The organism is Flavobacterium jumunjinense (assembly GCF_021650975.2).
GTDB classification, from domain to species: domain Bacteria; phylum Bacteroidota; class Bacteroidia; order Flavobacteriales; family Flavobacteriaceae; genus Flavobacterium; species Flavobacterium jumunjinense.
Genome location: NZ_CP091285.1, coordinates 64,156 through 77,516, shown reverse-complemented (window position 1 = coordinate 77,516; position 13,361 = coordinate 64,156). Strand labels below are relative to the sequence as shown.

Annotated in this window: 14 protein-coding genes; 13 read left to right on the top strand and 1 reads right to left on the bottom strand. The window is 30.2% G+C overall.

Annotated features, from left to right (window positions below):
* The first annotated feature begins 484 nt into the window (after positions 1 to 484).
* From L2Z92_RS00320 to cydB, 6 genes are all read left to right on the top strand, one after another.
* A complete protein-coding gene (locus tag L2Z92_RS00320) occupies positions 485 to 1,564 on the top strand; it encodes a cell division protein ZipA C-terminal FtsZ-binding domain-containing protein (protein ID WP_236456869.1) in 1,080 nt (359 codons plus the stop codon).
* Positions 1,565 to 1,935: 371 nt separating this feature from the next.
* Positions 1,936 to 2,916, top strand: a complete 981-nt coding sequence (locus L2Z92_RS00315) for a c-type heme family protein (RefSeq protein ID WP_236456868.1) — start codon at positions 1,936 to 1,938, stop codon at positions 2,914 to 2,916.
* Positions 2,916 to 3,107 (top strand): DUF6132 family protein, encoded by a 192-nt coding sequence (locus L2Z92_RS00310; RefSeq protein ID WP_236456867.1) that lies wholly within the window; start codon positions 2,916 to 2,918, stop codon positions 3,105 to 3,107. Before L2Z92_RS00315 ends, L2Z92_RS00310 begins: the two co-directional genes overlap by 1 nt.
* 54 nt (positions 3,108 to 3,161) lie before the next feature.
* Complete coding sequence (locus L2Z92_RS00305) at positions 3,162 to 3,368, top strand: hypothetical protein (RefSeq protein ID WP_236456866.1); 207 nt, start codon at positions 3,162 to 3,164, stop codon at positions 3,366 to 3,368.
* A gap of 119 nt (positions 3,369 to 3,487) precedes the next feature.
* Positions 3,488 to 4,819 (top strand): cytochrome ubiquinol oxidase subunit I, encoded by a 1,332-nt coding sequence (locus tag L2Z92_RS00300; protein ID WP_236456865.1) that lies wholly within the window; start codon positions 3,488 to 3,490, stop codon positions 4,817 to 4,819.
* Positions 4,820 to 4,822: 3 nt separating this feature from the next.
* Complete coding sequence (gene cydB, locus L2Z92_RS00295; protein WP_236456864.1) at positions 4,823 to 5,899, top strand: cytochrome d ubiquinol oxidase subunit II; 1,077 nt, start codon at positions 4,823 to 4,825, stop codon at positions 5,897 to 5,899.
* Between the two features lie 22 nt (positions 5,900 to 5,921).
* Here the strand turns inward: cydB and L2Z92_RS00290 are convergent, their stop codons facing one another.
* Positions 5,922 to 6,416, bottom strand: coding sequence for a hypothetical protein (locus L2Z92_RS00290; RefSeq protein ID WP_236456863.1), 495 nt, complete (start codon positions 6,414 to 6,416; stop codon positions 5,922 to 5,924).
* Between the two features lie 215 nt (positions 6,417 to 6,631).
* On the opposite strand from L2Z92_RS00290, the gene L2Z92_RS00285 reads away from it, so the two are divergent.
* The 7 genes from L2Z92_RS00285 (at position 6,632) to L2Z92_RS00255 (ending at position 13,269) form a co-directional block, all read left to right on the top strand.
* The gene (locus L2Z92_RS00285) at positions 6,632 to 7,018 is read left to right on the top strand and encodes an Imm51 family immunity protein (protein WP_236456862.1); all 387 of its coding nucleotides are present in this window, start codon (positions 6,632 to 6,634) and stop codon (positions 7,016 to 7,018) included.
* Positions 7,019 to 7,256: 238 nt separating this feature from the next.
* On the top strand, positions 7,257 to 7,679 hold the full coding sequence (locus L2Z92_RS00280) for a hypothetical protein (protein WP_236456861.1): 423 nt from the start codon (positions 7,257 to 7,259) through the stop codon (positions 7,677 to 7,679).
* Between the two features lie 192 nt (positions 7,680 to 7,871).
* Positions 7,872 to 8,648 carry a hypothetical protein gene (locus L2Z92_RS00275; RefSeq protein ID WP_236456860.1) on the top strand — a complete coding sequence of 259 codons (777 nt, stop codon included), beginning with the start codon at positions 7,872 to 7,874 and terminating at the stop codon, positions 8,646 to 8,648.
* A gap of 434 nt (positions 8,649 to 9,082) precedes the next feature.
* Positions 9,083 to 10,663, top strand: a complete 1,581-nt coding sequence (locus tag L2Z92_RS00270) for an NADP-dependent glyceraldehyde-3-phosphate dehydrogenase (protein WP_236456859.1) — start codon at positions 9,083 to 9,085, stop codon at positions 10,661 to 10,663.
* Positions 10,664 to 10,754: 91 nt separating this feature from the next.
* Positions 10,755 to 11,387 (top strand): hypothetical protein, encoded by a 633-nt coding sequence (locus L2Z92_RS00265; RefSeq protein ID WP_236456858.1) that lies wholly within the window; start codon positions 10,755 to 10,757, stop codon positions 11,385 to 11,387.
* Positions 11,384 to 11,749: a hypothetical protein gene (locus tag L2Z92_RS00260; protein WP_236456857.1), complete on the top strand. Its 366-nt coding sequence runs from the start codon at positions 11,384 to 11,386 to the stop codon at positions 11,747 to 11,749. Before L2Z92_RS00265 ends, L2Z92_RS00260 begins: the two co-directional genes overlap by 4 nt.
* Positions 11,750 to 12,012: 263 nt before the next feature.
* Positions 12,013 to 13,269 carry a PAS domain-containing sensor histidine kinase gene (locus tag L2Z92_RS00255; protein ID WP_265210622.1) on the top strand — a complete coding sequence of 419 codons (1,257 nt, stop codon included), beginning with the start codon at positions 12,013 to 12,015 and terminating at the stop codon, positions 13,267 to 13,269.
* Positions 13,270 to 13,361 lie beyond the last annotated feature (92 nt).

Below are 13,361 nucleotides of genomic sequence, written 5' to 3'. Positions count from 1 at the left end.
ATACTCCAAGTGCTCTCGGTGGAGGATTAGAAATCCTGCTTTATTTTGCTATATCAATAATTATAACAATGATCATCGCTTTTATAACACGCTTTAAAAATTTTAGAAAAATCGACTGTTTTTTATTCGTTTTATGCACTGCTCTAAGTTCAATAGTTACAATTTTGACGTCAAATATTATAATGTAAATTTCTGTTAAAGATATTTGAACCAAATAATTTTGAGTGAAACCATCCGAATTTTAGTTGACGTTTATCTTTGCTTAAAAAAAGAGGAATTTGAAATTAATAGGAACTTGGAATTAAGCCTAAACGGCCGATAACAGCGGTTTTGCTGGATTTGGGTTTTTAGGCTTAATTTGAAGTTGTTTTGTGTTTGAAAGATTTGGCAAATCCGAAAATAGGGATTAATTTAGTCCCAAACCCGCTGTAGTACCAGAACGTTGTGTACTATACAATTTGACATCTTACAAGAAATGAATAGAATGACGATATACATTATTTTAGGATTGTTGGCATTATCCGTTACTGCCTACTTTATTTTCAGACAGAAGCCAAAATCAGCGTTGGATAATTATTTTATTTCGACACAATCACAAAGTAATGACAGAGTTAAGAATTTAAACCTCGAAAATCCCTCAGAAGATGCCTCTTATATTTTGGATACTAATAAACTTTCATTTCCTGACATAGTTAGGGAAATAGAGGATATAGAATACAAGGCAGACCCTGAAAGAGAGTGGGTAATCAATTTAATTTCAACAGATGGTGCTTTGTTTAAGAAAGAAGATTTCAATAAGATGTTTGACTATGATTGGAGAAGTAAATACTCATCAACTATTTATGGTTTTTCAAAAGATGAAAATGGATGGGCTTATGCAAATGCAGGTGAAAGTCCCTATGTTTTCAGTAAACTTCAAATTGCAGTAGACATCAAAGATGTATTTAATGAAGAAAACCCCAAATATGAAACACAAAAACTAAAACGTTATATTGATGAATTAGAAAAGAGAATTAAAAAGTATCCAACTAAATTAAGAATTGAGCAAACTGAAACAATTGAATCAGCTATTTCTAAAGCAAAAAAACTTGTACAATTAAATCAGGAATTCAATCTTGACGCTATTATAGTTTTGCAAGCTGACAAACAATTCAAAGGATTAGAAATGTGGGATGCCTTACAAAGTGTAGGCTTGAAATGGGGAGATGGAGATTTGTTTCATTGGAGAAACGACAAAGATTATGGACATGACCAACATTTCAGTGTTTGGACAACGACTGAGCCAGGTTATTTTTTCCCCGAAGAAATAAAGGATGGGAATATGAACCCACAAAACTTAGTTTTTGGATTTTCAATACCAAGGAGTGCAGACCCTAAAAATATTTTTGATATTATGTTGAACTCTGTTAAATATTGCCAAAATCGATTGGGTGGACAAATCCTTGATCAAAATATGAAGCCATTTAATGAAGAAAAGGAAAAACAAGAATTATTAGAGTTTCTCAAACGAATGGAACAGAAAGGTCTACAAGCAGGTTCTGATAAAGCACTTATAATGTTTTAATGAAACAATAAAAGATCTACAGCACACAACAACTAAGGTTTATTCATTAGTTCTTATTGTTTTTTATAGGCATTCATCATCACTCCTTAGGGTGTAGGGCTCCAAGAGCTAACACTCGAGCAAAGCGAACAGACGAAGTAATGAATTAGAATACTTCGTCTGTTCGCCTTTAGCTCGTGTCGCTGAACACCTACAAAAAATTAAATGAAGTGAAGTAAAGTAAACCGATTTCACATCCACCCTTATGGAGTTATCGAAATTTTTTTAGATAGTTTAAAGCGTAAACTATTTATTTTAATGTAACTTGAGTTACTAATAAGTCATTTAAACAATCATAACTTTGTTTAAATAGTTATTAAATCAATTATATTATGAATAAATATAGTATAGGTCTGTTTGCTTTATTGTTCTTTATAAGCTGTCAAAAAAAGAATGTTCCATATGAAGAAATAACTTCATTAAGCGAAGCATATAGTCCTCAGGAAGCAAAAGATTTAATGGAAACGCATTGTTATCTATGCCATAGTCCAAGTACCAAAGAAAATGAAGGTAGAATTGCTCCACCAATGATTGCTGTAAAGTCTAGATATTTGATGGATTATAATTCGAAAAAAGATTTTGTAAAAGCCATTTCAAATTTTGTAGAAAACCCAACAAATGAAATTGCTAAAATGCATGGTGCTGTTAAAAAATTTGGGGTAATGCCTAAACAAGCTTTTCCTGAAAATACAGTGGCTAAAATTGCTGATTTTATGTTTGATTACCAAATCGAAGAGCCTACTTGGTTCAAAGAACATTGGCAAGGACACGGAAACGATGATTGGACACAAACAGGGAAAAAAGTCATTGTAGTTGAAAAACAAAAATCTTATGATGAAATAGGATTAGAGTATGCACTTGCAACAAAAAAAATATTAGGTCAAAACTTAATGGGAGCCATTCAAAAGAAGGGAACATTAGAAGCTTTAGTCTTTTGTAATATTCAAGCAATGCCTTTAACAGATAGTATGTCGGTTAAATATAATGCAATTATAAAACGAGTGTCAGACAAAAATAGAAACCCAAACAACAAAGCAAATACAGAAGAATTGGTTTATATAGAACAATTTAAAAAAGACTTAGCAGCTAAAATAGAACCAAAACCCGTTGTAATTGATAAAGGAGAGAAAATACAATTTTATTATCCTATTCCAACCAATACAATGTGTTTGGAATGCCACGGAAAATCAGAAAACATTAAAGCAGAAATTAGAGTTAAAACCTTAAAATTATATCCAAAAGATTTAGCAATTGGTTACGGAGAAAATGAAGTAAGAGGAATCTGGAGCATAACTTTTGATAATAAAAAATAATGACAAAAAAAGGATACATCATCACAGGAATTGGAATAATAGTAGGACTAATTGCAGGATATTTATACTATTATTTTGTAGGTTGCCTTTCTGGAACATGCGCTATTACTTCAAAACCGATAAATAGTACTTTGTATGGAGGATTAATGGGTGGTTTACTATTTAATATTTTTGTAAAAAAAACTAAATAAATTTCTGTATATTTGAGAAACAATAAAAAATAGACACTTTAATATAAAATTATTATGAAGAAAATTGTATCAATCGTTGCGTTGTCATTGTTGTTTTCTGTAGGAGTGAGTGCTCAAGAGAAAAAGGCATCTAAAAAAGAAAAAGCAAAAACAGAGAAAAAAGCAGAATGTTCTAAAGAAGAAAAAAAATCTTGTGGAACAGAAGCGAAAGGATCATGTTGTTCTAAAAAAGCGAAAGCAGAAGCAAAAAAAGAAGACTAATAATTATTTTATAATAAAAAAAATCCATCAAAATTTGATGGATTTTTTTTGAAAAATAGGTAACGAATGTTACCTACATTCTAGTCATTGTTCCGTAAATTTGTAGAAATACAACTACAATGGAAGAAATGTTATTCTACGATAGAATGCAATTTGCATTTACTATCACGTTTCATTACTTATTTCCACAATTAACCATGGGATTATCTTTAATGATAGTCTATTTTAAGTGGAAATTTATCAAAACACAATTAGAACACTATAATGATGCGGCTAAATTCTGGATGCGCATTTTTGCACTCAATTTTGCAATGGGAGTCGTTACCGGGATTCCAATGGAATTCCAGTTCGGAACCAATTGGGCAAAATTCTCAGAATTAACAGGAGGTATTATTGGTCAAACTTTAGCCATGGAAGGCATGTTTTCCTTTTTCTTAGAATCGTCTTTTTTAGGTTTGTTCTTGTTTGGCGAAAAACTACTCGGGCAAAAAATGCACTTTCTCACAGGTTTTTTAGTTTTCTTAGGCTCTTGGGCAAGTGGTTTTCTAATTATTGCTACACATTCTTGGATGCAAAATCCTGTAGGCTATGAAATTTTAGCCAATGGAAAATTTGTACTAAACAATTTCAGTGCCTTGTTCACTAATCCTTGGCTTTGGCCTTCCTATCTACATAATCAAGCCGCTTCCTTAGTGACTAGCTCCTTTGTAGTAGCAGGAATTGGAGCGTTCTATATTTTAAATAAAAAGAATGTAGCGTTTGGAAAACTATTTGTTAAAACGGGAGTTGTTTTCGGATTCATAGCTTCGTTAATAGTAGCAATGCCAACGGGAGACTTATTAGCTAAAAACGTAGTTAAATATCAACCAGTTACTTTTGCGGCAATGGAAGGGATTTTTCATACCGAAGAGGGAGGGTCAGAAATCGTTTTAATCGGGCAACCCGATGTTAAAAATAAAAAACTCGACAATAAAATTGCGGTGCCTAATATTCTAAGTTTCCTAACCTATGGTAATTGGGAACAAGAAGTGAAAGGTTTAGAAGAGTATCCAGAAGAAGTACATCCAACAAATATTTCAGGGTTGTATTATGCCTATCATATTATGGTCGGATTAGGAACTATATTTATCGGATTAATGGCATTTGCAGTATTTCAATTAATTCGTAAAAAACTCTACACTACACAATGGGTTTTGTGGGCTTTAGTCTTTATGATACCTTTTCCATATATTGCCAATACGACAGGTTGGTATACTGCGGAGTTAGGAAGACAACCTTGGCTGGTGTATAATTTGTTACGCACATCAGAAGGAGCATCACCTACAGTTTCTTCTGGGAATACATTATTTACGCTACTTGGTTTTATTGGCTTATATCTTTTGTTAGGACTATTATTCCTGTTATTAGTAGGTAAAATTATTCGTAAAGGACCACAACCACAAACGCATTAAACTATGGAATTTTTTTGGTATATCGTTTTAATTATTATGTTAGCCACTTATATTGTATTAGATGGTTACGATTTTGGAGCAGGAATTGTACACTTGTTTTTTGGTAAAACAGAAAAAGATAAAAAAGCAATAACGAATGCAATTGGTCCTTTTTGGGATGCTAACGAGGTATGGCTTATTGCTACAGGAGGATTATTGTTTTTCGCATTTCCTACTTTGTATGCATCTTCTTTTAGTGGATTCTATTTGCCATTAATCATGATTTTATGGTTGCTTATCTTTAGAGCAATAGGATTAGAACTAAGAGGGCAAATTCATCACCCAATGTGGGAAGTAATTTGGGACAAAGCCTTTGGGATAGCTAGTTTATTATTAGCCTTGTTTTTCGGAGTTGCTTTAGGAAATGTAGTGAGAGGAGTCAATTTAGGAATGGTTGAAAACGGAGTTTCAACGGTAGAAGCACATTATTTCTTTTTGCCTTTATGGAATCCTACGTTTAGTCCGCAAGCCAATCATTTAGGAATTATCGATTGGTTTACCTTACTATTAGGGATTATAAGTGTCGTGGCGCTAACTATACATGGAGCCAACTGGATTATTTTTAAAACAAAAGCCAACATTAATACCAAATTGAAAGATGTTATTTTTAAACTCAACTTTGCGCTTTTAGCATTAGTCATCGTATCTTTATTCGTTTGGCATAGTATAGAACCACATCCGTTTCATAATTTTATTAAATATCCATTCCTTTGGGTCTTACCAATAATTATGTTAATTGGACTATTGGGCTTATTCAAAGTAAAAACTTTTAAAAAAGATGGACACGGATTTTTATTTTCAACTTTGTTTCTAGTGGGTGGATTAGCCTCTACTGTTGCTTCGATGTTTCCTAACTTATTACGTTCTACGAATAATGTAAACCCATCATTGACACTTTATAATGCCGCAGCAGATGATTACGGACTTTCCGTTGGTGTATATTGGTTTAGTATTGCAATAGTATTAGTAATTGTCTATTTTGTAATTCAATATAAAGTCTTTAAAGGCAAAATGGACGATGTTGGTTATGGAGAACATTAGGAAAATATAAAAGAATTAAACCTTATGGATTTGTTTTAACATTTCCTCCTTTATTGTTAATTAAGGAGACAAGTAAATTTTTAATGGATTCAATTTCTGTTTCCGACATTTTATTAAGGACTATATTTTGTTTGTTATTAAAAGAATGTTCTTTTATAATTTCATCGTTTTTATAAAAACAAGATTTTATTTTGTCTCCATTTGCTTTCATATATATAACTTTATTTCCTGCTGGAGCACTTCCATTAGTTATTTCAAGAATATCAGAAGCAAGACAACTAAAGGTTATTTTAAACTCATTTTGTCCGTTTTTGTTTATATTTTGAGTATTAGATGTTAGTCTAATTTCTATGCTATCATTTTTTATTTCGATATGATTTAATAGAGTTATCTTGTCTGAAATGACTTTGTGTTGGGTAAACAAATTATTGATTGAATCAAGAAGTTTAGTATTGTTTTGTGCGAAAGTAGTACAGCTTATAAAAGCGAATACAAAAAGAAATGTTACTTTTTTCATTTTATGAATTTTAAGAAATTAAAAGTAAGTATTTTTCTTAAAATGTATTGATTTTTTTGTGGTTTTTAACATACATTATGTTGTAAATCAGTATTTTTTGTGCTTTTTCAAGGTTTTAAAACGATGTTTATAGACTAAGATATCCAATTAATTAGCTTTTTTTTATTGTAGATTTGGTAAGATAATTAAACATATAACAACTATAAACTTAATAAATGAATAGTAAAAATATAATCCTTGCCAATATTGATCAAATAGTAGTAGAGAACGGAATTTGGGAAAACGATAAATTAAGCCCTATATTTTTAAGTGCTTTAGAAATAAACGATAAAGGAGAGGATAAAATTTCATACCAACTTGAGTTTGGTAGTTGGGAAAAACTTGGAAAAGTAAACACATTACTTCACAAGAATGGAATTGAATTAGATGGATATGGGTGGGAATTATTCATAAGAAAATTTATTAGAGAAAGAAACCCAACTTTAGAAAAAAATATTAAAGGCGATTCAGAGTCGGAAACTTGCGTTTTATGGGGCGATAATTTAGAAAATTATATAAGCTTACTGGATAATATAACTTTATTTATAAATTTAGAGCTATGAAATAGAGTGTGAAAAAATGTTATAGTATTATAATCAAAATAGAAAATAAATGTGTGAGATTACCATAAACATTAAGTTTTGTACTTGTCTTCTAAATAGAGATATTAAATAGATAGTACATAATAGAAAATAGAGGGAAAATATAAGATAGTTTAACTATTTGTTTATTTTTTTCTTCATTAACGCAACCAATGAATGAAATTTGTGTCTATAAATAAAGCAATAACAAACAAACAACATGAGAAATTTTTTGTTTTTAGTAGTACTGATTATTTTTACCTCAGCTTGTTCTAACGATAATGATTTATTGAATGTTAATTCAGTACAAGGAGATTGGAAACTTGAAGAAGCTAGATTTTATGGTTTAGAAGGTGGTGCCTCCTCAGATGGGATTATTGATTATTCCAATCAAAATATAGTGTATAGTTTTCAACAAAATGGAACTTTATTAGTAACTGGGACAGGTGGTTCAAATGTTGGATATTCAAATGGTATATATTTATACAATTTTGGATTAGATCATTTAACATTTGACGACAATAATCAAATTCCATTGGTTAAGATAAATGATTCTAAATGGATTTATGAGAAAATAAATCAAAAAATGATTCTTAAGCAATCTTATGTAGACGGTCCTGATTTAGTCTTTGTAAAGGAATAAGGTAGTTTAATTTTTTAAAAACACGAATGAAGCTTTAATTAAATAGTTTAGAATACTACACATAAAAAAACAATCAGAGGCTGTCTTAATTTTAGATAGCCTCTTTTTTTTTTAAGAAATGAAGATAACTGTCTATATTTGTAGTAAATGACTATTCAGTACAATTTCTGAATGTCTCAATAATCACTTGAAATGAAAAAAATCATTATAATTTTGGCTGTTTTTAGCCTTATGTCTTGTTTGTCAGATAAAAAGGAAAAAGAAGGAGACTCAGAAAAAGAAGAACAATTGGTGAATACAGAACAAACCATAGACGAAGAACCTATTCTTGGGGAAAGAGTTGAAGGCCCTGTAAGCGTTAGAGATACTATCGATGGAGAGGTTATTTTTACACTAAATGATAATGTCTTGATAGAAACAGTCCATGAAGAAAACGGATGGAACGTTATAGGTATTTTACCAACAAATCCAGAATCGGACTTTGAAGATGGTGTACTAAAAAAAGGAGTTAAAATTTTAGTTGACAAGCAAGTTGTTGGAAAAACAACAAAAGAAGTTGAATTAATGATGGGGTTAGTTGGCTATATACAGAAAGAAAATATAAAACCCAATACCATTATAGAAAATGCTCTAATGAGTCACTTTGAAGAAAACAAAGACAATAGAGATTTAGCTAACTTCAAAAAAATAATATCCAATTTTAAACTTCAAAAAGACGACCAATTTGACGGAATGACAATTTATTATAATTATGAAAACTGGATTGTCGATCCGTCACCAATGATGAGAATTGGACTAGTTTTTAAAAATGAAAGATTAATTGCAGTTTTACATTCTCGACCACTAGTAATTGAAGGAACAAAAGACAATAAGTTAGATCATGCTTTTGATTGTATTACTTTTAAAGATGTTGAAAATGCAGATAGAATTGTGAAAATATTTAATCATTTCGTCAATTCTGGGGATTAATAAAACCTAAATAATAGATTCAATTTTTAAATCACGGATTACACTGATTTCCGTAGATTTTTTATAATCATTTTACCACAGATTAAAAAACTTCATAATCTTTTTAATCTGTGGTAAAATGATTACAAGTATATATAAACCCTAAAATAGAGGCATTCTTTTAATCCTATTCGAAATTTAGATAAAAAGGATACATTTCTACTAATAATTTCTCTCTAAAAAATGAAATGTAGAGACATTGTAATTCTATTTTTACTCCTTTTCGAAACAAAAAAAAATCATATTCTCTACGAAAACGTTTGAAAAAATACGGTATTAAAACCAAAACACTACATTTACTACTATACCCTTAAAACTTTTATAATGAGTTGTTTATTAGATTAAAAAGTGGGAATTTTATACAAGCCAATATTCAAAATAAAACAACATTATTTATGAGCACAATTCCAGAAAATATAAAAATAAACGAACCCTTACATCAAAAAGAATACCTACAAGATGGTGAACTAAAAATTTGGCAAGGAGAAACAACAGACGTTGTTTCAAGTATTTCTAGTACACCAACCTATGCACCAACGCTTTTAGGTTCTATTCCTAGCATGGGAGAAAAAGAAGCGTTAGAAGCATTAGCATCGTCTGACAGCGCTTTTAAAAACGGTCAAGGAGATTGGCCTACTATGAAAGTACAAGATCGTATTAAATGCATGGAAAGTTTTGTTTCGCAAATGAAAGAAACAAGAAACGAAGTAGTTAAACTATTAATGTGGGAAATAGGCAAAACACTTCCAGACAGTGAAAAAGAATTCGATAGAACGGTAGAATATATTTACGACACGATAAAAGATTATAAAGAACTAAACCATGAAGGAGCACGTTTTACCAAAGTGCAAGGAATCAATGCCATGATAAAGCGAAGTCCGTTAGGTATTGTATTGTGTTTAGGACCTTATAATTATCCGTTAAACGAAACATTCTCTTTGTTGATTCCAGCATTAATAATGGGAAACACAGTCTTGTTTAAACCAGCGAAATTTGGAGTCTTATTATTATCTCCATTATTAAAAGCATTTCAAAGTGCCTTTCCTAAAGGAGTAATTAATGTTCTTTATGGAAGAGGACGAGAAGTAGCAGCACCAATCATGAAATCGGGATTAGTAACTGTTTTATCCTTAATTGGAAACAGTAAATCGGCAATAGCTTTGCAAGATTTACACCCTAATAAAAACAAGTTGCGATTAATATTAGGTTTAGAAGCTAAAAATCCAGCGATAATTTTACCCGATGCCAATATAGATTTAGCGGTCTCAGAATGTATTTCAGGTTCATTGTCTTTTAACGGACAACGATGTACTGCATTGAAAATTATCTATGTACACGAATCTATTGCAGACGAATTCAATAAAAAATTCACAGCAAAAGTAGATGCTTTGAAATTTGGAAATCCTTGGGAAGATAATGTATTCTTGACACCTTTACCAGAACCCGACAAACCCAATTATATACAAGAATTAATTGATGATGCTAAAGCCAATGGAGCTTCGGTTATCAATCAAAAAGGTGGAGAAAGAAGCGAGAACTATATTTTTCCAGCCGTTTTATTTCCAATTAATAAAAAAATGAGAGTCTATCATGAAGAACAATTTGGACCAGTTGTGCCTATTATGATTTTTAAAGACATACAAGAACCACTAGACGACATGGCAGCATCTGATTATGGACAACAAGTAAGTCTTTTTGGAAAAGACATAAATACAGTGGCACCATTAATTGATGTTTTAGTCAATTTAGTATGTAGAGTCAACTTAAATAGTTCATGCCAACGAGGACCAGATGTTTTCCCATTCACAGGAAGAAAAGATTCAGCAGTAGGTACATTAAGTATTCATGATGCTCTGCGTTCATTCTCGATAAGAACCTTTGTAGCTTCAAAAGACAACGACTACAACAATGCCATCTTACAAGAGTTATTGGACAGTAAAAAAAGTAATTTTATTAATACGGATTATATTTTGTAATTCATTAACTTGAAATAAGTTTAAATAAAACACAACTAGTTTAGAAATAAGCTAGTTTTGTTTTTTTAGAATTGATTCATAAATTAAGCACATGAAAATCTCATTAGGTACAATAAAGAAAGAATTAGTAATAAGCACAAAAGCAAATGTAGAAGTTACCTATTTTGATGATTTAGTTTTTTATTATGGCTTAAATAATTTCATTCCGGAGATAGAAGTAAATGAAAAATTAGAAGTAATTAAAAGACATAAATTTTATAAAATAAGTCAAGCAATTGAAGTTATAAAGGATCTCAATATTGTGATTTATGGAAGTGATGAATCATATTTTTTTTCAAATTTGATTGAAAAAGGAGATTATTATAGAAGAAATTTAAGAGAACTTGTAGATAATGACATAAGAAGAGAAGAGGTTAAAGATTGGCAATGTTATAAGTTTAGTAATGCAATAAATGAAGAGTACTTGGATAAACTTAAAAATATAATGATTGATTTTTATTTAGATTTAAATAATGAAAATAGGATTCAAAATTTTAATCACAGAATTGAAGTAAATACCGTTTATTTCGAACTACATCAAAAATTAGGATATGACAAAGATTATTATTTTAAGTATAGAGATTTATTAGAAGAAATCAGTTTAGAATTTGGAGAATTAGTATTAATCAATGGTTTAGTTTATGACTATTATTTAAATCCGAATCAAAATTTATTTGAACAATGAAAAGAGAAGATATAAAACAAAGTTTGGGCTTACTATTTCTCATCGCTCTTTTTGTGTGGATGTATCGCGAAAGTGAAGCAAATAAAAAAGAATATGATGCCGATATGGAAGCTAATAAAGTTGTTTCTGTTGCTTATTTATATGATTTTCATACTGGTCGAAGATCGCGTAATTATGATTATGTGTTTATAGTCGATGGAAAACAAGTGAAAGATAGCGAAAGTCTATATGGCTTTAAAGAAGAAGAATGTATTGGCAAATTTTATAAAGTTATTTATTCTTCAAAAAATCCAAATCATTCTAAAATATTTTTAGATCAAGAAATAGTAGATGATAATCAAAAAATTAAAGCAGGGTTTTAAATGAAATAGTTATTGACCGCCTTTTAAAAATGAGTAGTGTAATTTTTTATTTTAAAAATGCTTATAAATTACAAGGGATTAAACAAGATTAATTGATTAAAAAATACAATTAAAGTAATTAATTCATAATCTATAATTTATTGAAATTAAGTTTTCTAATTGTAGATAACTTAATTGAGTGTAAATGATATCAAAATCGCTTTTTTGCTATTACGTGTAATTATCAGAAAAATAATTACTAAATTAGTGAAAGTAATGAACGAATGTTTTTCATATACGCAATCATTATAAGTAATCCCACTGATAAAAAAAACGTACCAATGACAAATGACTCATTAACCTACGAGGCATTAAAAAATCAAATTGTTGAACTCGAAAAGCAAAATGAAATTTTAAGATTACATTCTTCTATGGAGAAAAAAGAAGAACGAGAGTATTATTATAATAGTATCCTCAACAATATTGGAGATCCAGTATTCGTAAAAGATGACCAAAGCAGATTACTTATCGTTAATGATGCTTTTACCGAAATTTTCAATCTTCATAGAGACGAGATAATTGGAAAAACACTTGCAGAGGAAGTATCACCAGAAGAGCAGGAAAGTTTTTTAAAAATTGATAAACAAGTACTAGAAGACGGAATAGAAAATATAAATGAAGAGGCACTTACTATACGTGGTGGTGAAACTCGAACAATATCTACAAGAAAAACTCGATTCATTGATGCTGACGGAAAAAAGTATCTTGTAGGCGTAATTCATGACATTACAGAACGTAAAAAATCGGAAAACTCCCTGAAAGAAAGTGAAAAGCAATTAAAAGAACTCAATACCACAAAAGACAAACTTTTTTCAATCATAGCGCACGATTTAAGAAGTCCTTTCAATAGTATTATTGGTTTTTCAGAATTATTAACACTAAATAGTGCCGACTTAGAGCCCGAAGAAAAAGAAAAATTTTGTAGCATTATTAATGTTGCCGCAAAAAACACACTTATTTTACTTGATAATCTCTTAAATTGGGCAAAATCGCAAACAGGACAACTTCGTTTCAACCCCGAAAAAGTCCTTTTTTCTGCTGTTATTCTAGAAATAATAACACTTAAAAAATCATTAACAAAAGCTAAAAATATTACTTTAGATTATTCGCTATCAGATGAAATTGAAGTTTATGCAGATGTAAATATGTTAAAAACAGTATTGCGAAACCTTATTTCTAATGCAATCAAGTTTACAGAATTAGGGGGTAATATTCGAGTCTTAGCAACTCTAAAAGACCAACATGTTGAAATTACTATTTCTGATAATGGAATTGGAATGAATGAAGAAAAATGCAAAGAGCTGTTTAAGATAGCTTCAAACACTACTACAATAGGTACAGCAAACGAAAACGGTTCTGGTTTAGGATTAGTTCTGTGTAAAGAATTTGTAGAAAAAAATAGGGGTACAATTTGGGTAGAAAGCAAAGAAGGAAAGGGTAGCGATTTTAAGTTTACATTGCCATTAGGTAATACAGCATAAAAAAAGGAGCAAAACAACCTCTAATAATGCAATAAAAGTATTGTATAAGAAAGACAGTTGCTAAGTTTTAGCTAAAAGCGTAGGTTTGTTAG

Coding starts and splice junctions, on each gene's coding strand:
- L2Z92_RS00290 (WP_236456863.1), bottom strand. CDS start 6,416: ATGAAAAAAGTAACATTTCTTTTTGTATTCGCTTTTATAAGCTGTACT.
- L2Z92_RS00285 (WP_236456862.1), top strand. CDS start 6,632: ATGAATAGTAAAAATATAATCCTTGCCAATATTGATCAAATAGTAGTA.
- L2Z92_RS00265 (WP_236456858.1), top strand. CDS start 10,755: ATGAAAATCTCATTAGGTACAATAAAGAAAGAATTAGTAATAAGCACA.
- L2Z92_RS00305 (WP_236456866.1), top strand. CDS start 3,162: ATGAAGAAAATTGTATCAATCGTTGCGTTGTCATTGTTGTTTTCTGTA.
- L2Z92_RS00260 (WP_236456857.1), top strand. CDS start 11,384: ATGAAAAGAGAAGATATAAAACAAAGTTTGGGCTTACTATTTCTCATC.
- cydB (WP_236456864.1), top strand. CDS start 4,823: ATGGAATTTTTTTGGTATATCGTTTTAATTATTATGTTAGCCACTTAT.
- L2Z92_RS00315 (WP_236456868.1), top strand. CDS start 1,936: ATGAATAAATATAGTATAGGTCTGTTTGCTTTATTGTTCTTTATAAGC.
- L2Z92_RS00255 (WP_265210622.1), top strand. CDS start 12,013: ATGTTTTTCATATACGCAATCATTATAAGTAATCCCACTGATAAAAAA.
- L2Z92_RS00310 (WP_236456867.1), top strand. CDS start 2,916: ATGACAAAAAAAGGATACATCATCACAGGAATTGGAATAATAGTAGGA.
- L2Z92_RS00280 (WP_236456861.1), top strand. CDS start 7,257: ATGAGAAATTTTTTGTTTTTAGTAGTACTGATTATTTTTACCTCAGCT.
- L2Z92_RS00275 (WP_236456860.1), top strand. CDS start 7,872: ATGAAAAAAATCATTATAATTTTGGCTGTTTTTAGCCTTATGTCTTGT.
- L2Z92_RS00320 (WP_236456869.1), top strand. CDS start 485: ATGACGATATACATTATTTTAGGATTGTTGGCATTATCCGTTACTGCC.
- L2Z92_RS00270 (WP_236456859.1), top strand. CDS start 9,083: ATGAGCACAATTCCAGAAAATATAAAAATAAACGAACCCTTACATCAA.
- L2Z92_RS00300 (WP_236456865.1), top strand. CDS start 3,488: ATGGAAGAAATGTTATTCTACGATAGAATGCAATTTGCATTTACTATC.